Annotated in this window: 20 protein-coding genes and 1 other RNA gene; 3 read left to right on the forward strand and 18 right to left on the reverse strand. The window is 63.5% G+C overall.

Annotation, left to right across the window (positions count from 1 at the left end; genetic code table 11):
- Window positions 1–16 precede the first annotated feature (16 nt).
- Window positions 17–1,405 carry an MFS transporter gene (locus LQ144_RS02425; RefSeq protein ID WP_230116954.1) on the reverse strand — a complete coding sequence of 463 codons (1,389 nt, stop codon included), beginning with the start codon at window positions 1,403–1,405 and terminating at the stop codon, window positions 17–19.
- A 23-nt stretch (window positions 1,406–1,428) separates the two neighbouring features.
- Between LQ144_RS02425 and LQ144_RS02430 the strand changes: the two genes are divergently transcribed.
- Both LQ144_RS02430 and LQ144_RS02435 read left to right on the forward strand, forming a co-directional pair.
- Window positions 1,429–1,791 carry a hypothetical protein gene (locus LQ144_RS02430; protein WP_230117053.1) on the forward strand — a complete coding sequence of 121 codons (363 nt, stop codon included), beginning with the start codon at window positions 1,429–1,431 and terminating at the stop codon, window positions 1,789–1,791.
- A 99-nt stretch (window positions 1,792–1,890) separates the two neighbouring features.
- Window positions 1,891–2,028 carry a hypothetical protein gene (locus LQ144_RS02435; protein ID WP_230116955.1) on the forward strand — a complete coding sequence of 46 codons (138 nt, stop codon included), beginning with the start codon at window positions 1,891–1,893 and terminating at the stop codon, window positions 2,026–2,028.
- 91 nt (window positions 2,029–2,119) lie between these two features.
- Here the strand turns inward: LQ144_RS02435 and LQ144_RS02440 are convergent, their stop codons facing one another.
- From LQ144_RS02440 to galE, 16 genes are all read right to left on the reverse strand, one after another.
- Window positions 2,120–3,103, reverse strand: coding sequence for a trypsin-like peptidase domain-containing protein (locus tag LQ144_RS02440; protein ID WP_230116956.1), 984 nt, complete (start codon window positions 3,101–3,103; stop codon window positions 2,120–2,122).
- Window positions 3,104–3,299: 196 nt separating this feature from the next.
- Window positions 3,300–3,668: a transfer-messenger RNA gene (gene ssrA / locus LQ144_RS02445) on the reverse strand.
- A gap of 80 nt (window positions 3,669–3,748) precedes the next feature.
- On the reverse strand, window positions 3,749–4,219 hold the full coding sequence (gene smpB / locus LQ144_RS02450) for an SsrA-binding protein SmpB (protein ID WP_230116957.1): 471 nt from the start codon (window positions 4,217–4,219) through the stop codon (window positions 3,749–3,751).
- Between the two features lie 105 nt (window positions 4,220–4,324).
- Window positions 4,325–5,761, reverse strand: coding sequence for a M23 family metallopeptidase (locus LQ144_RS02455; RefSeq protein ID WP_230116958.1), 1,437 nt, complete (start codon window positions 5,759–5,761; stop codon window positions 4,325–4,327).
- Window positions 5,762–5,785: 24 nt separating this feature from the next.
- Window positions 5,786–6,700, reverse strand: coding sequence for a permease-like cell division protein FtsX (gene ftsX / locus LQ144_RS02460; protein ID WP_230116959.1), 915 nt, complete (start codon window positions 6,698–6,700; stop codon window positions 5,786–5,788).
- Complete coding sequence (ftsE, locus tag LQ144_RS02465; protein WP_230116960.1) at window positions 6,697–7,524, reverse strand: cell division ATP-binding protein FtsE; 828 nt, start codon at window positions 7,522–7,524, stop codon at window positions 6,697–6,699. The genes ftsX and ftsE overlap by 4 nt, the downstream gene beginning before the upstream one ends.
- A gap of 273 nt (window positions 7,525–7,797) precedes the next feature.
- Window positions 7,798–8,913, reverse strand: a complete 1,116-nt coding sequence (gene prfB, locus LQ144_RS02470; RefSeq protein ID WP_230116961.1) for a peptide chain release factor 2 — start codon at window positions 8,911–8,913, stop codon at window positions 7,798–7,800.
- Between the two features lie 68 nt (window positions 8,914–8,981).
- A complete protein-coding gene (locus LQ144_RS02475) occupies window positions 8,982–9,395 on the reverse strand; it encodes a pilus assembly protein TadG-related protein (RefSeq protein WP_230116962.1) in 414 nt (137 codons plus the stop codon).
- A 71-nt stretch (window positions 9,396–9,466) separates the two neighbouring features.
- Window positions 9,467–9,880: a hypothetical protein gene (locus LQ144_RS02480; RefSeq protein WP_354962122.1), complete on the reverse strand. Its 414-nt coding sequence runs from the start codon at window positions 9,878–9,880 to the stop codon at window positions 9,467–9,469.
- Window positions 9,881–10,124: 244 nt separating this feature from the next.
- Window positions 10,125–10,520 carry a TadE family protein gene (locus LQ144_RS02485; RefSeq protein WP_290369698.1) on the reverse strand — a complete coding sequence of 132 codons (396 nt, stop codon included), beginning with the start codon at window positions 10,518–10,520 and terminating at the stop codon, window positions 10,125–10,127.
- A 3-nt stretch (window positions 10,521–10,523) separates the two neighbouring features.
- Window positions 10,524–10,775 (reverse strand): hypothetical protein, encoded by a 252-nt coding sequence (locus tag LQ144_RS02490; protein ID WP_230116963.1) that lies wholly within the window; start codon window positions 10,773–10,775, stop codon window positions 10,524–10,526.
- Window positions 10,776–10,854: 79 nt separating this feature from the next.
- Window positions 10,855–11,796 (reverse strand): type II secretion system F family protein, encoded by a 942-nt coding sequence (locus tag LQ144_RS02495; RefSeq protein ID WP_230116964.1) that lies wholly within the window; start codon window positions 11,794–11,796, stop codon window positions 10,855–10,857.
- Window positions 11,793–12,650, reverse strand: coding sequence for a type II secretion system F family protein (locus LQ144_RS02500; protein WP_230116965.1), 858 nt, complete (start codon window positions 12,648–12,650; stop codon window positions 11,793–11,795). The genes LQ144_RS02495 and LQ144_RS02500 overlap by 4 nt, the downstream gene beginning before the upstream one ends.
- Window positions 12,647–13,870, reverse strand: a complete 1,224-nt coding sequence (locus LQ144_RS02505; RefSeq protein ID WP_230116966.1) for an ATPase, T2SS/T4P/T4SS family — start codon at window positions 13,868–13,870, stop codon at window positions 12,647–12,649. Before LQ144_RS02505 ends, LQ144_RS02500 begins: the two co-directional genes overlap by 4 nt.
- Before the next feature lie 226 nt (window positions 13,871–14,096).
- On the reverse strand, window positions 14,097–15,122 hold the full coding sequence (locus LQ144_RS02510) for an acyltransferase family protein (protein WP_230116967.1): 1,026 nt from the start codon (window positions 15,120–15,122) through the stop codon (window positions 14,097–14,099).
- A 221-nt stretch (window positions 15,123–15,343) separates the two neighbouring features.
- Complete coding sequence (galE, locus tag LQ144_RS02515) at window positions 15,344–16,360, reverse strand: UDP-glucose 4-epimerase GalE (protein ID WP_230116968.1); 1,017 nt, start codon at window positions 16,358–16,360, stop codon at window positions 15,344–15,346.
- Between the two features lie 461 nt (window positions 16,361–16,821).
- Here galE and LQ144_RS02520 point away from each other — a divergent pair, with 461 nt between their 5' ends.
- On the forward strand, window positions 16,822–19,899 hold the full coding sequence (locus LQ144_RS02520; RefSeq protein ID WP_230116969.1) for a GH25 family lysozyme: 3,078 nt from the start codon (window positions 16,822–16,824) through the stop codon (window positions 19,897–19,899).
- 78 nt (window positions 19,900–19,977) lie between these two features.
- On the opposite strand, the gene LQ144_RS02525 is transcribed toward LQ144_RS02520, so the two are convergent.
- Entirely contained in the window at window positions 19,978–21,120 is a 1,143-nt protein-coding gene (locus tag LQ144_RS02525) for a glycosyltransferase (RefSeq protein ID WP_230116970.1), read from the reverse strand.
- Between the last annotated feature and the right edge of the window lie 29 nt (window positions 21,121–21,149).

A 21,149-nucleotide genomic window follows, 5' to 3' on the forward strand; every position in this document is an offset into this window, starting at 1 on the left:
CCGTCGTGCTCCGCTTTCAGGCTTGCTGCTGCCGGACAGGGTTGCGGATTCCGACGGCCGAGGCGGCCGCCCCGAGCAACAGCAGCGCCGCCGTGGCAATCAGGGCCCGGTGCAGGCCCTCTGTCGTCAGGACCGGGCCGATGATGAACCCGGCAAAGGCGATGCACACGAGACCGGCAATCCTCGAGACGGCGTTGTTGACGGCCGAACCGACGCCGGCTTGGTCCTGCGGAACGGCACCGAGGATCGCCGTGGTGAGAGGCGCAACGGTCATTGCCAGGCCCAGACCGAAAACCAGCTGCCCGGGCAGCACCTGGGTCCAGTAGCTCAGTGGCGTGCCCACCGTCAGGGTGAGCAGGAAGCCCACTGCACACAGTGCCGGCCCGCATGCCATGAACCAGCGGGGACCGTGTTTGCCTGCCAAGCGGCCAAAAAATGACGCCGATACCATGAGGATCACGGTGGACGGCAAGAGCGCAAAGCCCGCCGTGGTCGCCTTCATGCCGCCGATCTGCTGGATGTAGATGCCCAACGCAAAGAAGCCGAGGGAGAATCCGCCGTAGATGGCTGCAGTGGCAACGTTGCCCCAGCCGAAGTTCCGGACGGTGAACATTCCCAGCGGCAGGATTGGTGAGGCCGTCCGGGATTCGTGAACAAGAAACAGAATCAGGCACACGATGCCCGCGGCGAGGGGAAGCCAGACCTGCGGGCTGGCCCAGCCCGCCGTCCCCTGCTCGATCAGGGCATAGACCGGCCCGCCCAGTGCCCCGACTGCCAGCAGCGCTCCCGTAACGTCGATGCTGCTCGCCGGATCGGGCGCAGCGTCCGAGCTCCGCAGCTTCGCCAGCACCGGCCAGATGGCGGCAGCAGGGAGGACGTTGATGAAAAAGATGACGCGCCACGAGAGGAGATCCACGGACACTCCCCCGATCAGCGGGGCGACAATGGCGGCGGCGCTGGTCCAGGCAGACCACTTGCCGATCGCCGCACCCTGCGCGCTGTCGGAAAAGTGGTTGACGATCAGGGCCAGGGAGCTGGGAACCAGCAGCGCACCGGCGACTCCCTGCAGGCCGCGGCTTATCACCAGGACCTCCGCGGTCCACGCCGCACCGCAGAGAACTGACGTTGCGGCGAACCCGGCCAGACCCCATTGCAGCACCCTGGCGCGGCCGAAGTGATCCGAGAGTGAGCCGGCGGCGAGGATCAGGGCACCCAGCGTCAGGAGGTACGCGTCCACTACCCACTGCTGGATGGGCAGCCCGCCGCCGAGTTCCCGGCCTATTGCGGGGAGTGCAATGCTGACCACAAAGCTGTCCAGGATGGCCATGAACGACGCCACGATGGCCACCATGAGGACCTGGCGCTGCAGTCGGGTAGGAACAGCGCGGGAGGCTGCATCGGTCATGCTTTACCGTATCGTGGACTGTGATGATTAGCAGACGCGATGCGGCAATTGCCCTTGATGTACCTATGGAAATGGCCCAGCGCCACGGCATTCCCAGCCGGCTGACGGAAGCCGAGCTGGGTGAAATCCTGGACAATCCCCCACAGTGGCTACTCCAGTCGCGGGCCAACCGCACGGGAAAGCGCCCGGTGTGGGTTCATCTGCGCTGCGACGTCTGTGGCTACGAGGAGGCCGCGAGGCCCAAAAAATGGTGGCCGGAGTTTACCTACGTCAGCTGCAGCCACCACAGCCCGGCTGACATTCCGGCACCGGCTGCGGGGTTCGTCAGAAGCGAATTCGACGGCGTGGGCAGCCGCTTCGTGGGCATCTCGGACGTTTCCGTCTGAGCCGCAGGTGCCTTCGCCGGGCAGTTACATTCGGCGCGAAACAGGCGTAATTTACGTAGGGAGGGGCACTCTCCTGCTCCTCGGACGAGGGAGCACGCCATGCCGGACAAGTCGCCGCACACGCATCAGCTGAAAAAAGCGGGCAAGACCATCAAACAAAAACGCGCGGACAAGAAAGCGAAGGGGCCCCTTGAGGGAGCCCCGGATCCCGTCGCGCATCTGAAGAAACGTTCATAGCCGCACGTAAATGCAATGAAGAGCGGGGCCGGTTCCGGCCCCGCTCTTCATGTTTGGCGGTCCCGCTCCCTTGAGCGGTCCTGGTGCCGTCCTAGCCGGGTTCCGCCATTTCCGCCGGGACGGCCACAATCTCCAGCTCGTGCCCGTCCCGCAGGACCACGATGACCATGGGTTCGCCGATGGCGTCGGCGAAGAGCAGCTTTTGCAGGCTCTCGGCGTTGCTCACCGGTCGCGATGCCGCCCTCAGCAGCACGTCGCCCACCTTCAGGCCGGCGTGCTCGGCAGGGGAACCCGAGAGCACTTCAACCACGCGCAGGCCGTCGCGCTGGCCGGTGCGGATCACCGCGCTGGGGCCGAGCCTGATGGGTGTGCTGATCACGCCCAGGTAAGCGCGGCGTACCCGCCCGTCAGCCAAAAGCGCGGCGATGATCCGTCGGGTGGTTTTATTGATCGGCACCGCCAGGCCCAGCCCCGCGCCGGCCACGGCGGTGTTGATCCCCACGATCCTGCTGCGGGCATCCGCCAGGGCACCGCCTGAACTGCCGGCGTTCAGGGCGGCGTCCGTCTGGATGACATCCTCGATGACCCTGCGGTTGCGCCCGGCCCAGACGGGGATGGCCCTACCCAAGCCGCTGACCACGCCCGCCGTCACAGAACCTGCGAGGCCGAGCGGGTTGCCGACCGCGATGACCAGCTGACCCACACGGAGGGATTCGGCATCGCCGAATTCCGCGGGCGCCACGTGCGGCGCCCGGCCGCGGACCACGGCGAGGTCTGAAAGGGGATCCGCCCCCACCATTTCAAGGTCAGTCGCGGAGCCGTCCGCGAACACGGCACGGCCCTTCTGCGTTCCGGCGACCACATGGGCGTTGGTCAACAGGTAACCGTCTTCCGTAAACAGCACGGCGGAGCCGGCTCCCACCCGGAACCGTCCGTTGCGCCCGTTGCCTGTCATTTCGATCGCGGCGACGTGCGGCGTGACCGTACTGGCCACCCGGATCACCGTCTCGGAGTAGGAATCGAGGGGCCCGTCGTCTCTGTCAGGACCCGGTGAAGTTGCAGGCGCCGTGGACATGGCGCGCCTCCCTTGGCCGTTTCGTGCTTGGCGAAAATTGATTGGTATCTGGAACAACCCCTGCTGCGGCCCGGCTAGTCCCCGGCGGCCTACGCCGTCGGTGAACACCGGCGTAGGTCACATCGCCGCCCGAAGACAGCGCTTAAACGCGTACAGCCCGGACGCGGGTCCGGGCTGTACGTGTTCGGCTTTTATACCGTGGAGATGGGGGGAATTGAACCCCCGTCCGATGTCGTGTTGTCAGGGCTTCTCCGGGCGCAGTTTGCGTCGGATTTTCTCGGCCCCAGCCGTCCTGCAAACAGGCGGCTGATCCGGGCCCAGTCATCTAAGAGTCCCGTTTACCCCGATGACGGGGGCAAACAGCAGTGGCTATCTAAATGACGCCAGGATCCGGGGCGATAGCAGCCTCGGGCTGACGGACTGTCTTACTGCTTAGGCAGCAAGAGCGAAGTCAGTGCGCTTAGATTCGGCACTTATTGGTTTGCAGACAGCGTTTACGAGATAATTCTGCATCCTCGGCCCGCTTCACCTGTCGCGACTAACATCGTCGAAACCGATCATCCCCGTATTTTGTTACCAAACCGGCGGGAACCACAAGTTCCTGCCGGACTATTCATCATAACGCATCCGTCGGGCGAAAAATTCCTAGCCGCGGTTGCGTTCCCGCATCACGCGGAGCGCCTCGCGCTTGTCCTGCTGTTCCCTCAGGGTCTGGCGCTTGTCATATTCCTTCTTGCCTCGGGCGATCCCGATCTCCACTTTGGCACGGCCGTCCAGGAAGTACAGCTGGAGCGGCACGATCGTAAAACCGGACTCCCTGACCTTGTGCGAGATCTTGATCAGCTCCTCGCGGTGCAGCAGCAGTTTGCGGCGCCGGCGGGCGGCGTGGTTGGTCCAGCTCCCCTGGTTGTACTCGGGGATATGGATACCCTCCATCCACAGCTCGTCGTTGTAGAACGTGCAGAAGCCGTCAACCATGGAGGCGTGGCCCTCCCGGAGGGACTTTACCTCGGTGCCCATCAGGGCGATGCCGGCCTCGTAGGTGTCCAGGACATGGTAGTCATGCCGGGCCTTCCGGTTGGTGGCCACTACCTTACGGCCACTTTCTTTCGGCACGGTAGAACTCCTCAGATCTTTGAAAGTTGGGTGCTTCGGCTGTCGCGGAGCAAAGTCATTCCAGTGTACGGCAGTCGTTCGGCCGGTTGCGGCGGGGTCAGGGCATCACAGCAGGCGCATGGGGTCGACTGCTTCGCCGTTCAGCCACGTCTCAAAGTGCGAGTGGCAGCCGGTGGAGTTACCGGTGGTACCCGAGTACGCGATCAGCTGCCCCTGGCTGACCTGTTGCCCCACGGAAACCACGACGCTCGTGTTGTGGTAGAAAATCGTTGTCAGCGAATTGCCCTGGACCACGCCGTGGGAGATCTTGACGTTGTTGCCGCCGCCGTCGTCGGCCCAGCCGGCCGAGATCACGGTGCCGGCGGCGGGCGCATAGACGGGCGTGCCGCAGGCGGCACCGAAGTCGATGCCGGTGTGCATGTAGCCGCCGGCGCCGTAGAAGTCGATCGTGCCCGGCGGCGTTGCCCGCCAGCCAAAACCGGAGGTGATCGGGACGCCGGCGTCGAACGGGTGGCGGAGACCGAAGGCCGACGGCGGACCCGCCGCCGGCGGCACGTACGGCTGCACGATCCGGGCCCGGGCAGCGGCTTCCTCGTCACCGCGGGCGCGGGCAGCAGCCTCGGCCTGGGCGCGCGCCGCCGCTGCGGCGGCCTCGGCGATGCGCCGCTGTTCCGCCAGCCAGGCTTCGCGCAGCTTCCGGTCCCGTTCAACGATCTCGGCAGCAACTTTGTCCTGGCGCGCTTTGACTGCGGCAAGTTTGCTCTGGATGCCGGGTTTGGCAGCTTCGAGCTGCTTGTTCAGGCGTGCGGTGTCCGCGATGAGCTTGTCCACCCTGGCCTTCTTGGCAGCTGCCTCGTCGCGGGCGGCTTTTTCCTTCTCCAGGGCGGCGTCGGCCTTGGCCTTCAGGTCCTGGATCTCCGCCTCAACAGCTTCCAGCCGGGCCTGCGAATTCACGTTGGTCGCATTTTGCTGGCTCAGCTTGTCCATGGCGGAGTTCTGGCTGCGCATGGCCTGGTCTGCAAGGTCGATGGTGTCGGTGAGGCTGCCGGTGTTGTTCGAGCCGAAGAAAAGCGTCAGGTTCGAAGGCACACCGCCGGACTTGTACGCCTGGGTGGCGATCTGGCCGATCAGCTTCTTGGTGCTGGCAATTTTCTGTTTGTCGGAATCAAGCTGCTGGGTGATCTTCGCCTTGTTTTGCTGGGCCAGATCCACGCGGGCAGCAAGGGCTTCCACCTCTTTCACCGCACTCGCCACCCGGCCCTGGGCCTCGAGCAGCGCCTGCTGGGCGCCGGGGAGCTGGCCACGGAAAATGACCAGGTCTCCCGCTGCTTTGGAGATCTTCGCATCAACGAACTCCAGGGACTGCTGGACGCGGGCCGCTTCGTCCTTGAGCGCGGCCTGCTGGTCTTCCAGGTCGCCGGCAAATGCGGGGGCCGACGATCCGAGCCCGGCGGCCAGCACCACCGCGAGTGCGGCGCTGATGATCCTGCGTTGGCGTCCCGAAGGGACGCTCGGCAGCTGCCGGCCGGGCTTTGCAATCATGGGCGTTCCTTCGATATGCATGGCCTATACCCTCAAGTATCGGCGGAGGGTCAACAGAGATGAAGTACCGGCCAGAACTACGCCCAGGCCGATGAGCGCCGGCGCCAGCAGCAGGGTCTGCGCTGGGGAGATAAATGCAGTGTCCGGGTACTGCTTGGACATGTATTCGCCGAGGAAGAAGTGCGCCACCGCCCAGAGGGTGCCTGACGCCAGCGCTGCACCGATCACGGCGGCGATGACGCCCTCCAGGATGAACGGCAGCTGGATCACCGTCTTTGACGCGCCCACGAGTCTCATGATCCCGGTCTCGCGGCGCCGGCTGAAGGCTGACAGCCTGATGGTGGTGGCAATGAGCAAAATCGCGCACACCGTCATGACGCCGGCGATGCTCACAGCCACCAGGGATGCTGCGTTCATGACAGAAAACAACCGCTCCAGGACCTGCCGCTGGTCAATGACCGTTTCCACCCCGGGCTGCGAGGAGAAGGTTTCACTGATGATCTGGTACTTTTCCGGATCCTTCATGTTGATCCGGAAGGACGCAGGAAGCTGGTCCGGGGTGACGGAGTCCACGATGGGAGAGTTCGAGAACTGCTCCTTGAAATGCTTGTAGGCGTCGTCCTTGGACTCGAACTGGAAGTCGTTGATGTACTGGGAAACGGCCGGTGACTCAAGGAGCGTCCGCAAGTTGTCCTGCTGCTCAGGCGTCGCTGAACCCGAAGCGCAACCGGCCGCCGTCGAACCTTCACCGCAGAGGAAGACCGCTACCTGGACTTTGTCGTACCAGTAGCCCTTCATCTGGTTGATCTGCAGCTGGAGCATGCCGGCGGCGCCGACGAACGTGAGTGACACGAAGGTAACCAGGATGACCGAAACCACCATGGACATGTTCCGGCGCAGGCCGCTGCCGATTTCCCCGAGGATGAACTGGAGCCTCACAGCCGGCCCTCCCCTGAACGGTTGGATGTATGCCTTTCCGGCGACACGTTGCGTGGGTCGTCCGGCGCGGGGAATCCCCCGCCGGCCTCCTCCCGGCCACTGGCATCGCGGAGCCTGCGGGACTGGCCGACGATCGGAATCATCGACGTGTACAGCGCGCGGGCTTCGTCGCGGATGACCACGCCGTTCTTCAGCTCTACGACGCGCTTGCGCATTTCATTCACGATGTCGTCGTCGTGCGTGGCCATGACCACGGTGGTGCCGTTCTGGTTGATCTTGTCCAGAACGCCCATGATCCCCATGGACGTGGTGGGATCGAGGTTGCCGGTGGGCTCGTCGGCCAGCAGGATGCCGGGACGGTTCACCACGGCGCGGGCGATTGCCACGCGCTGCTGCTCTCCGCCGGAGAGCTCGTGCGGCATGCGCTTCTCTTTCCCCTCCAGCCCCACGGTCTTGAGTACTTCGGGGACGGTGTCCCGGATGACGCTGCGGCTTTTGCCGATGACCTGCATGGCGAAGGCGACGTTCGCGAACACGTTCTTTTGCGGGAGCAGGCGGAAGTCCTGGAACACGACGCCGATTCCGCGGCGCAGCCTCGGAACGCGCCAGCTTGAGATGTTGGCGACGTTTTGCCCTGCGACATAGACGGTGCCGGACGTGGCGCGGTCTTCCTTGAGCACCAGGCGCAGGAACGTCGACTTGCCGGATCCGGATGCGCCGACAAGGAAGGCAAATTCACCACGGTCGATTTCAAGGGTGACAGAGTCCAGCGCGGGCCGGGTTGTCTGGTCGTAGACCTTGGTGACATTTTCGAATCGGATCATGACCCTATGTACCCTGCAGGACACGGCCCTGTGGGCCTGGTCTGCAACCGGTGCGGGGGCTTTCTCTTGGGGGAAGGAGAGCTCCGGCTTCTCGACTATACCTACGGGGGCAGGAACTCCCGGGTGAGTCAGAGGGGCGTGTCGCAGTATAGGTCGCAGTATAGAAGGTCGCTGTATTGAAAGTCGCTGTATTGAAACCGGAGGCCGGGCGGCTGGTGGGCGGCCTCCCGTCCGTCGCGCAGCCACGCCCGCGTTGCCGGCCGGCCGGCTCGCCTACTTGTCAGCGTTGCGGTTGTCGGTGCGCCAACGGATGCCGGCCTCGATGAAGTCGTCGATTGCGCCGTCGAACACTGCTGACGTGTTGCCCACTTCGTGTTCGGTCCGGAGGTCCTTGACCATCTGGTACGGGTTCAGGACATAGGAGCGCATCTGGTCGCCCCAGGATGCTTTGACGTCACCGGCGAACGCCTTCTTCTCGGCGTCCTCCTGTTCTTTCTTCAGCAAAAGGAGGCGGGACTGGAGCACGCGCAATGCAGCGGCGCGGTTCTGCAGCTGTGACTTTTCATTCTGCATCGACACCACAGTGCCGGTGGGGATATGTGTCAGCCGGACGGCAGAGTCGGTCGTGTTGACCGACTGGCCGCCGGGGCCGGAGGACCTGAAGACGTCCACCCGGATCTCATTGTCCGGGATGTCGATGGAGTCGGTCTGCTCGATGAGCGGAATGACTTCCACCGCCGCGAAGGACGTCTGGCGGCGGCCCTGGTTGTCAAAGGGGCTGATCCGGACCAGCCGGTGTGTGCCGGCCTCGACGCTCAGCGTGCCGAAAGCGTACGGTGCATTGACCTCGAAGGTGGCGGACTTAAGCCCGGCTTCCTCTGCATAGGAAGTGTCCATGACTGTGGTGGGGTATCCATGCCGCTCGGCCCAGCGCAGGTACATCCGGAGGAGCATTTCCGCGAAGTCGGCAGCATCGACGCCGCCGGCACCCGAGCGAATGGTTACCACGGCCTCGCGCTCGTCGTATTCGCCTGCGAGGAGCGTGACGACCTCAAGCTCCTTGAGGGACTTCCTGATCGACTCGAGCTCCGCGGCGGCCTCGCCCATCGAATCGGCGTCGTCCTCGTCCTGGCCCAGCTCCACGAGGACCTCAAGGTCGTCGATGCGGGAGACCAGCGTGTTCAGCCGCTCAAGTTCTGACTGGCGGTGCGACAGCCGTGAGGTGATCACCTGAGCGGCTGCGGGGTCATCCCACAGATTCGGTTCGCCGGCGCGCTCGCTCAGTTCTGCGATGTCTTCCTTCAGCGCCTCCACGTTGGTGACGTTCTCAATGGAGGTGTAGGTGGCGCGCAAGGCGCGGATCTCTGCAGAAAAATCTATTTGAGCCATGGTGGTTTAAGCCTACGCTATCCGCCTCCTTCGGCCGGACGGTGGGATGGGCGGTAGGTGCGCGCACGTCAGCGAGTGAGCCTGGACCGCGCGGTGGAGGCCGCTTCAATCCGTATGCCGTCCGGCACGAGGAAGTTGACCACCGGAGGATGCACCGCCGCGCTGAGAACCACGACGGCGGTGGCACCGTCAGGCGTGCCGGTCGCCGGAGCGACGGCCAGCCCGTCAAGGCGCCCGAACGCACCGTTCCGGCTGAGGTAGTCAGAGGCGACGTTCCTGACGCGGTCCCCACTCAGCACGGCCGAAGGAGTGCCCCCGGCCGATTCCACCTGGCCCAGGGTGTAGCTGCCCGCGGCGGCAACGGACGCACCGTCCGCCAGGGACAGGAGCTTCTTGTGCTCGATGTAGAGGCTGGACGCGGCCATCACCACGGTGCTGACCAGGAGTGCCAACATGACGAATCCAATGATGAGCACGGTCATCTGCCCGTCTTCGGGCCCGGCGGCTACGCTGCCCTCAGCGGCGGCGCACGGTCGGCGCAGTACGGGGACACTCAACGGAACCTGCCCACAACTTGGGTCGCCGAGGCGTTCAGCTGGCTGGCGTTGAGGTGGAATGCTTCGCTGAAGGGGACAAAAGGCAGAGGCACGCTGAGATGGACCGTCACGGTGACCGCAGATCCCGCGGCCATGCAGTCCCCACGATCACAGCTCACTTCCACGCGGGCGTTTTCGGCGGGATGGCCGTAGTCCGCGATGGCCAGGACGGCTGCCTGCTCTGCTGCTGCCCGACCGGCCGGTTCGTCGGGTTGGGCCACGAAAACCTTAGCCGCCTGGTCTGCCGCGCCGACCACCGCGAATGAGCCGCCCTGGATCTGTGCCACGGTGATGATGAAGTACACCACCGGCACCATGAGGAGCAGGCCCAGGAACGTGAACTCGACGACAGCACTCCCCCGGTCCTCCAAGTCGGGCCCGCAGGACGGCTGCCGCGTTGCAGTGCCAGGCCCTGCATCCAGGACGGATTGCGCCCGCAGATGCGGGTCGGCGCCGTTCCCGCTTTGTTCCGGGACCCGGCGGTCAAGGCACAGCGCTTCGCGGAGGCGGCGCACGATTGGCCTTGTTAGGGGGCCAGTTAGAGTACCAGGCCGTGACCGGCGCCCGGACGGCGGCGACAATTCCCGCCTGGACCGTTCGGCTGCGGATGGCCGCTCAGTTGTTGATGGCCGCATGGCCCCTGACCTCCAGCAGGTCCCGCGGGCCGATCAGACCGATCACCGGCATCGGCGCCCGTACCGTTACTTCCAGTGTGCGCACGCCCTGAAACGTGACTTCACTTGTCTGTATGTCCTGGGCGAAGTCGGCGTTAAGCGCAGTCCCGATGAGTTCGCCCGTGCGTTGCCGTGCATCAATGGCGCTGCGGTCCGCCAAGGTCCCGTACCGCGCGCCCGAAGCCGCGGCGTCGATCAACGTATTACGGACATGCAGCACCAGTGCGAGCTGAATGATGGCCAGAAAGAACATCGTGAGCAGCCCGCCCACCAGGACGAAGTCGACGACAGCAGAACCACGCTCGCGCTCGGAGCCGTCCGCGGCACCCAGGATCACGAGCTATTTTCCGACCGTGTCCATGGCCTGGTTGAACATTGCTTCAAGTGCCGGTCCGGCGAGCGCAAGCAGCGCAGCCACGAGCACCGCCGACATGAGGGTAATCATGACCCAGCCTGGAACGTCGCCCCGCTCCGCGTGATCGCTGTGGACCGTTTGGTCGCCGGGAGTCGGGAGCCTCGAGGCCGTCGGTCTCCTGACGCGAGCCATCAGCGCGCCGAAAAGTGCGATTCCGTGCTTGGCTATGAATGTCATTTACTTCCCGTTTCTTTGCGATAGCGGTTGCTGGTTAGAGGAATTCGGTCTTCTGCAGGGAGGTCGGGTAGGGGCGGCATCAAAGGCTCAGGCTCAGCGCAGCGAGGCCGGGGAACACGGCGAAGACAACCGTGAGCGGCAACACTCCAAAGACCAGGGGAACCATCATGGCGATTTCTTTCTTTCCGGCGGACTCCATCAATTCGCGTTTGGCGGTGTCCCTGACGTCCTGGGCCTGGGCCCGCAGGACGTCGGCCAGGGGTGTGCCCCTCTCCACCGCGACGATGATGCCGTCGACAAAGCGGATCAGCGGTCCGAGGTCCGTCCGGGCGGAGAACTCTTGAAGCGCTTCCACCAAAGGCTTGCCGGCACGGGTTTCTGCAAGCACTTTTTCGAACTCCTTGGACAGCTCCCCGCGGGCGCTTCTGCAGACACGGTCCAGAGCACCGGTGGCACTTTCCCCCGCGCCCACAGCGAGCGCCATCAGCTCGGCAAGGCTCGGAAATTCAGCCATCATCCTGGTTTCCCGTTTTTTGATCTGGACTCCCAGCCAATAGTCACGGAAGAGGATTCCGCCCAGCGCGCTTCCGGCCGAAGCCACGACGGCCAGCACCGGACTAAATCTGCCGGCCGCGGCGCCCAAGGCGATGATGCCGACAGCCGCCACGAACCCGGACACGGCCCAGAGCAGTTGTTCGGCACGGAAATGAACAGGCGATTTGCTGATCCCGGCCTGCGCCAGTTTCCGGGCAAGCGCGGAAGTTCCAAGGTTGAACCTGGCCAGCTTCGCCATCCCGTCCCTGATAAGCGGACGCACAATACGTTCGAGCGGTCCGAAGGGCGTGAGGTTGTGGTCGGCAGCCCTCAGCAGGCGGGACTCCATGTTCTGGGATTTGAGCTGCGGTTCGATGCGTTCGACAAAGGTGGTGGGCCGCATGAACGGGAGCCGGACTAGCAGGAGCCACAGTCCGGCGCCAAGAACTATGCCGCACACGACAGCGGCGGCCGGGACGGTCGTCATCGCAGAACCCTCTCTTCCTCGGGCAGAGCACCGATCCGCAGCATGATGGAGTAGCAGACCAAGGAGACCACCAGCCCGACGAGCAGGACCCCGGCCCCCATGGGGGTGTTGTAGGCGGCAACCGCTTCCGGGCGGCTCGCCAGCAACACCATCACGATCCACGGGGCGGCTACTGCGAGGCGGGCCGCGTTGACGGTCCAGGACTGCCTGGCTTCCAGTTCACTCCGGGTCCTGGCACTTTCGCGGAGGAATTCGGCCAGGGTCCCGAGCAGCTTGCCGAGATCCGAGCCTCCGACTTCCCTCGTGAGCCTGAGCGCCTCGATGATGCGATCGGCGACCGGATCAGCCAGGCGTTCCTTGAGTTTGTTCAGCGAGGCATCGAACTGGCCGCCCGCCCGATAGTCGGAGCCGAAGTCGCGGAACACGTGGCGGAGTTCCTCCGGCCCTTTCTCCCCCAGCTGAATAAGAGCTTCGGGCAGTGACAGCCCTGCCCTGATGGCGGATCTGAGGTGATCCACCACGTCTGGCCACAACCGCCGCAAAACTGCCGTCCGGCGTCGGGCCCTCCATCTGACCACCACCACCGGAAGCCAGGCCCCGAACAGACCGAAGCAGAAGGAAATCGGCCACGATTTACTCAGGACGAAGAACACCAGGGTTACGAATAATCCGAGCCCCAGGCAACTGCCGACGAGACCTGCCCCCGTGACACTTTCAATGCCGGCGGCAAGCAGCAAATCCTGCAGGCGGCTGGTCCGGGGGTCGCGCTTGGCGGCCGCAGGCTGCTCCCAAGCCGACCACCAGATCAGGAACAGTCCCGCCCCGGTCAGCACGCCAAGCAGCGGCGCCGTCAACGGGACTCCAAGAGGGCCGCGACGTCGTAACCTGCCCTCGCGAACTTTTCGGCTGCGGGCATCGAGCTGGCTTTTGGCTGAAGCTGGCCGTCGGTCACGGAGAAAACCATGGACGACTCAATGATGCCGTTCTCGACGCGCCTGCCGAGGGAGAGGATCTCCGTCACCTGCCTGCGACCGTTCGCCTGCCGGCTGCAATGGACCACGAGGTCAATGCACGAAGCCACAGTCGGGACAACGAATGCGCTAGCTATGTTGTCGCCCGCCAGCAACGGAAGCGTGCAGATCTTGGTCACCGCGTCGTGCGCAGAGTTCGCGTGGACCGTGCACATGCCAGGAAGCCCCGAATTCAGGGCAATGAGCATATCGAGGCTTTCTGCTTCCCGGACCTCTCCGACCACCAGTCGGTCCGGCCGCATTCGGAGGGCCTCTTTGACCAGCCGCCGCAGCGGTATTTCGCCCTCGCCCTCGAGGTTGGGCTGGCGGCACTGAAGTCCCACGACGTCGCGCAGCGGAAATTGGAGTTCAAAGATTTCCTCCACCGTGATGACCCGCTCACGGCTGCCGATGCTGGCGGCCAGGCAGTTCAGCATGGTCGTTTTACCCGCCTGGGTGGATCCTGACACGAGAATGTTGAGGCCGCTGGCCACCGCTGCACCCAGAAACCGAGCAGACTGGGGTGTCAGGGTCCCCAGCTCAACCAGGTGCTCAAGGCGGCTCGCTTTGACCACGAACTTACGGATATTGATGGCCCAATGGCGTCTCGTCACGTCCGGGATGACCACGTGGAGCCGAGACCCGTCCGGCAGCGCTGCATCCACAAACGGTGAGGACATGTCCAGGCGCCGCCCAGAACTCTTCAGCATTCGCTCCACGAGGTCCCGAACCTGCTGGTCCGTGAGGCTGAGCGACGTCAGCTCGGACTCGCCGTTCCGGGCCACGTAAATTTCGGTGGGGGCGTTCAGCCAGATTTCCTCGATGTTCGGATCATCCAGAAGAGGCTGCAGGGCACCGAAGCCGGCAACCGCGTCGAAAACGAACCTGCGGGCCAGCTCCAAAGGGCCGAGGGGCGGAAGCGGTCCCATCAGGGCACGCTCGTCGTAATCGCTCACTGCCGCGTCCACCAGCCGCCTGACCTCGCCGGTCTGCCGCAGCGGATCAAGACCACGTCTGCGAATCAGCTCCCGGACTTCGTCCTCGACTATCCGTACAGCATCCATGCGTTCCCCCGAACGACTGCCGCCCCCAGCGGAGACAGTCCAATTGGGTTAAAGCTAAAGGATGGCGACCCCCGAATGAAGTCATATGGGGGAAGTTGTGGATAAACAGGAAGCGCACGCATCTCACGTGTCGAGGCCATTGCCCAGCTGGTTCCGCAGCAGGAGGGCAGCGATGTTCACACGTTCAGGCTGAACAAGTGAACGTCGTTAGACGGTTCAGCAACCGTTACTTTGTGGCGATGAGGGACCCGGCCGTCGTCTTCGGTCCTGTCTTGTCGATCCGAGGCGTGCCCAACATCAGCGGAGCCAAAGGAGTTCTCAGAACGAGAAGAGCCATCAACCATGGTGCAAGAAGCGAGCCAGCAAAGACGAGCCCCGGATCTGCATCGAATCTGTTGAAGACCGCCTGTGCAACTGCATGCGTAAGCACAACCATCAGTCCACAACTAGCCAAAGTGCTGACCCCGGCGTTAAGTCGCTGGCCAGCGAGCGGGACCAGGCCCTCAGCTACTAAAACCATTCCAGCACAAATGGCTACCGCAACAATCACAGTAACAATCGGCACGCCAAACTTCGCATATTTCAGGTCGAGGAAGGTCGACCACCCAGCTCCGATTACGGTTGCCGAAATCAGGAGTAAGAGGATTCCAGTCAGGACAGGTCGTTTGAACCGATACCGCACCTTCCTGAACTCCCGGCCCGCTATAACGAAAACGAGGCACGCACAGCCAATGCCGACCGCGAGCGGGATTTTGGCTACCCAGTCGCTTGCGAAATAAGTTACAACAAGGGCACCCACAGCAGCGGCCCATTGCCAGACCACCGGAATGCCTTGAATTAGTCGAAGTAGAACAACGGCGGCAAAAAGGGCGGTAACGAACCAGAAAGCAGCGAACGGGCCACGGAGATAGTATCCTCCCAGCAGGAGAGTCTTGAACGCCCCCGGGTTGATAATTTTCGTCTGCCAAAACCAAAATGCAGCGACTGGAATCAGCCAGAAGAAGTAAGGAATCAGCAGGGACTTCGCGCGATTCTTAAATTCCGCTCCCAGGTTCCGCCTTCCTGACCACAAGTAGCCCGAAAGAAAAAAGAATAACGGAACGTGCCAAGGATAAATGGTGTCACGAGTGGCTGGGCCCGCCCAGGCAGCGACATGTCCTGCCACAACTGCCGTTATTCCCACGACGCGAAGAAAGTCCAGGGCTCCCGATCTTTGCTGCGGATGCCGTTTGGCCTGCTGTTCATCCAACATCGGGAAATTGTTCCTTGTCGTTTCAGAGCATTCTTCTGTCTTCGATGGGACCACGTTGCGGGAGACGTCAGGCGGCAACTAGGCGGCTGATTTCTGTACAGGCGCAAACTCCCAGAGCCGAACGTGGCACGATACCGATACATAGGCGCACAGATGGTCCGTCCGTGTGATTTGTCCGCATCCGACCGCTTCTGAGCGGCAGTCCACGTCAGCGATGTGCTTTAAGAACCGTCGTAACCTTCACGGTTCATCCTCTGCCAGCGCCAGTGATCCTGGCACATCTGCGCGAGATCCCGGTGCGCAGACCAGCCCAGGTCGGCCAAAGCCGCCGAGGCGTCGGCGTAACTCACTGCCGCATCGCCGGGCCGCCGGGGTGCGAACTCGTACGGAATAGGATGCCCGGCCGCGGCGCCGAAGGCCTCGATGACTTCCAGCACGGAGGAGCCCCTTCCGGTCCCGAGGTTCCACCGGAAAGCGCCGGTCTTGGTCTCCAGGTAGTGCAGGGCGGCCAGGTGGCCGGCCGCGAGGTCCATGACGTGGATGTAGTCCCGCACTCCTGTGCCGTCGGGCGTGGGATAGTCGTTGCCGAACACCATGACCTTCTCCCGGCGGCCCACCGCCACCTGGGCCACGAACGGCAGCAGGTTGTTGGGAATGCCGTGCGGGTCTTCACCAATCCGCCCGGATTCGTGCGCACCCACCGGATTAAAGTACCGCAGCAGCGCGATGCTCCAGCGCGGATCGGCGGCGCTCAGGTCAGAGAGGATGTCCTCGATCTGCTCCTTGGTCCGCCCGTAGGGATTAGTCGCGTCGAGGGGAGACTTCTCGATCAGGGGAACATGCTCCGATGCCCCATAAACCGTGGCGGACGAGCTGAAGACCAGCCGCCGTACGCCCGCCTTCTCCATGCTCTCCAGCAGGTTCAGCGTGCCCACAACATTGTTCTTGTAGTACCAGAGGGGCTTCTCGACCGACTCCCCCACGGCCTTGAGGCCGGCGAAGTGGATAACGGCGTCGAAGCCGCCTTCCACGAACACCTCGTCGACGGCGTCCGCGTCCAGAAGGTCGCCCTCACGGAAATCCACTTTCTTGCCGGTGAGCTCCTCGACGCGGCGCACCGCCTCGACACTGGAATTCATGAGGTTGTCCAGCACGACCACCTCATGCCCATCCTCAAGCAGGCAAAGTGCGGTGTGTGATCCGATATAGCCGGCGCCCCCGGTGACCAAAACTTTCATGGCCACAAGTCTAAGGGCCCGCCCGGCATTGAATGGCAGTTAGGCGGAGCATTGTGGTCCGAACTAGACAAACGTCACAACAGTCACATTCGTCACTTCCCTACCGCCGATGCTAGGATTGCCGCGACCATCGCTGCAGGTGTGAAGAGGGGCTCAGCTCGGGGGAACAGTCCAGCACCTGACGCCTCTTCAGCCGGCAGTTTAAGGCTACGGAGTACTAGATGAATCGTTCCTCGAACAGCAGTCTGTCCCCAGCCCTCGTTCTGAGGGCCAGGCGCCTAAGTCTTCTAGGGGGCTCGGCTCTTCTATCTGCGATGCTGTGCATCGGCGGCGTACTCCCTGTTCAGGCTGCTCCGGCACCGCCGGAAGGCCCGAGCCCTGGCAGCACTGCCGGACCCCTAACTGGTGCCGCTGGAGCAACAGCAGCGTCCACGCAGGAGCCCGCACCCCCGGCAGTTGATATGGAAGCTCTCCGGGCGGAAATCGGAAAGAACGGCTCTTACATGGGCCAAGGCGCCAAGAGCCGTTCCGCCCAACTTGTCAGGCAGTCCGGAACAGCGTCGACGTATGCATTGTCCCCGGAAGCCGCCAACACGTGGATGGCCCCCGGCATTCAGGGCCTTGATGTCAGCAGCCACCAATCCGCTGTCAATTGGGCGGCCCAGTTCAACCTCGGCGCCAGGTTTGCCTACGTTAAGGCGACGGAGGGGACCACATACAAGAGCGAAACCTTCGGGTCCCAGTACGACGGAGCAGCGGGCGCCGGCCTGATCCGCGGCGCCTACCACTTCGCTCTCCCAAACGTATCGACGGCGTCCGCCCAGGCCGACTACTTTGTGAACAATGGCGGCGGATGGAGCGGGGACGGCAAGACAATGCCGCCCCTTCTGGACATTGAGTACAACCCGTACCCTTCGCTTGGCAACACTTGCTACAACATGAGTCAAGCGGCGATGGTCAACTGGATCGCTGCCTTTTCTAACAGGGTTCTGGCCAGGACAGGCCGGCTGCCCATGATCTACACCACCACTGACTGGTGGACCACTTGCACCGGAAACTCCGGCGCCTTCAGCAGGCAACCGCTGCATCTTGCCGCTTACTCGCGCTACGTGGGCAACATGCCCAACGGCTGGGGAACATACAGCGTCTGGCAGTACAGCAGCACCGGCCCGTTCGCGGGCGACTCGAATGCCTGGAACGGCACGCTCGCCGGGCTGCAGAAGTTTGCATCCCAGGCAGACGGCGCCGTGCCTACACCGTCCATCATGTCCTTGGGAGACGTGGTTGCAGCGGACGCGTCGGGCATCCTGTGGGACTATCCTGCGACCGGGAGCGGAACATTTCGCACGCGGAAGCAAATTGGCCAGGGTTGGAGGGGCCTGCGTTCGATCAATGCCATCGACTGGAACGCAGATGGTGTCCTGGACCTCGTCGCCCAATGGAATTCGGGCCGCGTCAACGTCTATCTGGGGATCGCAGCAGGCGGGTTCGCCACGGGCCCCGTGCTAGCGGCGTCGGGGTGGAACAACTACCAGCTGACGATCGGCTACTGGCTGAACAGCAGCTACTTTCCGCAGGTCATGACACGGGATGATGCAGGCGGCTTGCGCCTGTGGCGCAATGCCTCGGGTTCAGCACTCAGCGCCGGAACCTCCATCGGCCAGGGCTGGGGCGGACAGAACCTGACCATGATCGACTTCGACGGCGACGGCAATCAGGACATCCTCGCCCAGAACTCCACCGGCGCACTCCGTCTGTTCCGTTCAGGCGGCAGTGGCGCCTTCCTGTCCGAGGCCCGCACGACTATTGGCAGTGGCTGGAACAAAATGACGAGCGTTACGGTCACCACGAATTTCAAGGGGGCCGGAACGAACGGCCTCATGGCGCGTAACACCGAGGGCCAGCTTTCTTACTATCCGGTGCCCGGCAACTCAAGGTGGGGCACCGTCACGAGCATCGGCGTCGGCTGGAACGGCTACCTCATCGCGGGCGGCGAGACCATCAACACCACCCCGCCGCCTCCGGCGCCGGTGCCCACGCCATCTATAACCGCGGCCACTGACGTCGTGACCGTAGATGCAGCGGGCAGCCTCTACCGCCGCGCCACAGGCACAGGATCCATGGGAGCCGCCACAAAGATCGGCACAGGATTTACAGGGATCGCTTCCGTTCACGTTGCCGATTGGAACGCCGACGGAATCCAGGACCTAGTCACGTTCAGCACAACGGGAGTGCTCGGCGTCCAGGCCGGGCTGTCAGCCGGAGGCTTTGCCGGGAGGACCGTTTTGGCGTCAGGCCTTTCCGGCGCGGACATCACGGTGGGCCCCTGGGTCCGGACTTCCAAGTATCCGGGCGTGGTTATCCGCACGGCTACCGGCAACCTCCAGTTCTACCCGAATGCATCGGGGGCAGGCCTTGGCCCGGCCACCAGCCTCGGTTCCGGGTTCGCCCGGATGCATGTGTCCATGACCGATGCAGACGGTGACGGCAACCAGGACGTGGTCGCCGTTGACTATCTGGGACGGATGACGCTCTTCCGCTCCAGCGGCTCAGGAGCGCTTGTCGCCGAGTCCCGGAAGCTCCTTGCCACCGGGTGGAACACGATGAACAGCATCAGTCCTGCCAAGGGCTTCACAGCCCCGGGTTCACATGGAATTCTGGCGCGGGACCGTGCAGGAACACTGAACTACTACCCCCTGAACCAGGGCGTCCTGGGTGCCAAGTCCGTGCTCACGGCAGGCTGGTCCGGCGTCCTCATTTCCGGAAGCGCCCTCCTGGCCTCAGAGCGGGCGATCACAAGCACAGCGGATGTGCTCACAGTTGATTCGGCAGGCGGACTATGGAGCCGCCCGGCAGGCGGCTCTGCGGGCGTCGGCGGCGCCTACCAGATTGGGATCGGCTGGTCAGGAATGAAATCGCTCAACGTTGTGGACTGGAACAGCGATGGCGTTCCAGACGTCCTCGCCCAAAGGTCCACCGGCGCGCTGTCTGCGTACCTGGGTTCAAGAACGGGCGGCTTCAGCGGACAGATTGCTGTCGCCACAGCAGGCTTTGACCGAAGCACGATCGTTCCCGGCAAATGGGTTTCCGGGTCCACATATCCGGGCCTAGTCGGTTATGGCGCCAACGGTGAGTTGAGTTATTGGGCAAATGCATCCGGAGGGGCGGTCGGCGCCCCTGTTCGTATTGGCGTCGGCTGGGGAGGCTTGAAGTTGGCCATGATTGACTACGATTTCGATGGAAAGCAGGACCTTCTGGCTGTCAATACAGCGGGTTCCATGAAGCTCTACCGCTCCACCGGACTCAACAAATTCATCCCGGAAACCAGAAAAGTAGTCGGCTCCGGATGGCAGAACTTCCGCCAGTTCTCCGCCACCGCAGGTTTTTCCGGCGCTGCCAGCAAGGGTGTCTTGGCTGTGCGTACCTCGGGAGAGCTACGCTACTACCCGGTGCTGGCCGGCAGCAGGTGGGGCACAGCGTGGACGGCAGGATCGGTGGGCACGGCGGCACTCGTTTCGGCGTCGTCCGCCGCGGGCTAGACGCCGGCCCCAGGCAAGAAGGGCGGCTCCCATTGGGGAGCCGCCGTTCTTCAATGGCGTCGGCGGGCTTGTAACAGCCTAGGCGCGGGCGTGGCGGGAACCCACGATGTCCTCGACCGCTTTCTGCCACGCCATCACCTGGGATTGGGCCGAGAGCGGCCGGGCTGCAGCATCCGCAGCCCTCTTCCACATGGATATCTTTTCGGCGGTTAGGCTATGGAGTGTTTCGCGCAAAGAGCCGGCAGAAAAATCGGGTGTCACGGCGCCCAATCCGTACTGCTCCACGAGTGACACCATGGCCGGTGATGGGCCTACGATCAGGCCGATGCGCGCCTGGACGGCTTCGAAGAACTTATTCGGCAACGCGTTCTTGAGATTGAAGTTGGTGGGCGGCAGGAACACGAGTGAGACGTCATATTCGCTCAGGGTGGACACCAGCCGGCTGTACGGCACTGGGTCGCGGAAGCGGATCGCCGGCACTGCTGCGGCCTTCTCCTTGAGCTCAGCGACGTAATCCGGCTCGTTGGGCATGACGATCATGTCAAGGGTGAGCCAATCCGGTGCGTCCCGCATTGCCTCGATGAAGTTTTCAAGCTTCCGGTAGCGCTGCCCGGCAGCGCTGTGGATCAGGCGCACCGGCGAGCCGACAGGGCGCACGTCCCGCTCGGAGTATGGTGCCGCGTTAGTCACGACTCCGGCCGCCACCCCGTAGTCCTTGGTGTACTCGTCAGCTATGCCTTGCGAGACGGTGGTGACGGAGGCGGCGAGGGACAAGTAGCGGCGGCAAAGCCATCGCATGAACGGTGCAACGAACAGGCGCCATTTCAGGTCGTCCTCTTTTTCGCGCGGTGCGAATTCGTGGAGGTCCGCATGGACCCCGAGCCGCGGCTCGAGCTCCAGCGCCAGCGGCAACGTGTTCAGGTCATTCGCCAGGATGATGTCGAATTCGCCGTGCGGCAAGACCTTCCGTGCAGCCGACACGGCAGTCAATCCGTCATAAACGCGGGAATAGCGGCGCGACACAAGGCCCAGCTTGTCCGACGGCCAGCCGCGCGAGTCATCGGGCAAAGCGAAGTGACCTTCGGTTCCCTCCGGGGCCCCACCGTAGGCACACGTGAACACCCGGTACGTGTCTTTGAACAGCTCGACCTGCTTGAGGACCCTCGGATCCGAGCGTAGGGGTGAGAAGGTCAGGATCAGCAGCGAGGGGAGCTCAGTCATATGACTCATTATCCCAGACGCCCGTGCGC

Origin of the sequence: Arthrobacter sp. Bi83, from assembly GCF_918698095.1 — a bacterium.
Taxonomy (GTDB): domain Bacteria; phylum Actinomycetota; class Actinomycetes; order Actinomycetales; family Micrococcaceae; genus Arthrobacter.

Excerpts from the sequence above, each read along its gene's own strand:
- LQ144_RS02425 (WP_230116954.1), bottom strand. The coding sequence starts at position 1,405 with ATGACCGATGCAGCCTCCCGCGCTGTTCCTACCCGACTGCAGCGCCAG.
- LQ144_RS02430 (WP_230117053.1), top strand. The coding sequence starts at position 1,429 with ATGATTAGCAGACGCGATGCGGCAATTGCCCTTGATGTACCTATGGAA.
- LQ144_RS02435 (WP_230116955.1), top strand. The coding sequence starts at position 1,891 with ATGCCGGACAAGTCGCCGCACACGCATCAGCTGAAAAAAGCGGGCAAG.
- LQ144_RS02440 (WP_230116956.1), bottom strand. The coding sequence starts at position 3,103 with ATGTCCACGGCGCCTGCAACTTCACCGGGTCCTGACAGAGACGACGGG.
- LQ144_RS02455 (WP_230116958.1), bottom strand. The coding sequence starts at position 5,761 with ATGATTGCAAAGCCCGGCCGGCAGCTGCCGAGCGTCCCTTCGGGACGC.
- ftsE (WP_230116960.1), bottom strand. The coding sequence starts at position 7,524 with ATGATCCGATTCGAAAATGTCACCAAGGTCTACGACCAGACAACCCGG.
- prfB (WP_230116961.1), bottom strand. The coding sequence starts at position 8,913 with ATGGCTCAAATAGATTTTTCTGCAGAGATCCGCGCCTTGCGCGCCACC.
- LQ144_RS02475 (WP_230116962.1), bottom strand. The coding sequence starts at position 9,395 with ATGACCGTGCTCATCATTGGATTCGTCATGTTGGCACTCCTGGTCAGC.
- LQ144_RS02490 (WP_230116963.1), bottom strand. The coding sequence starts at position 10,775 with ATGACATTCATAGCCAAGCACGGAATCGCACTTTTCGGCGCGCTGATG.
- LQ144_RS02495 (WP_230116964.1), bottom strand. The coding sequence starts at position 11,796 with ATGACGACCGTCCCGGCCGCCGCTGTCGTGTGCGGCATAGTTCTTGGC.
- LQ144_RS02505 (WP_230116966.1), bottom strand. The coding sequence starts at position 13,870 with ATGGATGCTGTACGGATAGTCGAGGACGAAGTCCGGGAGCTGATTCGC.
- LQ144_RS02510 (WP_230116967.1), bottom strand. The coding sequence starts at position 15,122 with ATGTTGGATGAACAGCAGGCCAAACGGCATCCGCAGCAAAGATCGGGA.
- galE (WP_230116968.1), bottom strand. The coding sequence starts at position 16,360 with ATGAAAGTTTTGGTCACCGGGGGCGCCGGCTATATCGGATCACACACC.
- LQ144_RS02520 (WP_230116969.1), top strand. The coding sequence starts at position 16,822 with ATGGAAGCTCTCCGGGCGGAAATCGGAAAGAACGGCTCTTACATGGGC.
- LQ144_RS02525 (WP_230116970.1), bottom strand. The coding sequence starts at position 21,120 with ATGACTGAGCTCCCCTCGCTGCTGATCCTGACCTTCTCACCCCTACGC.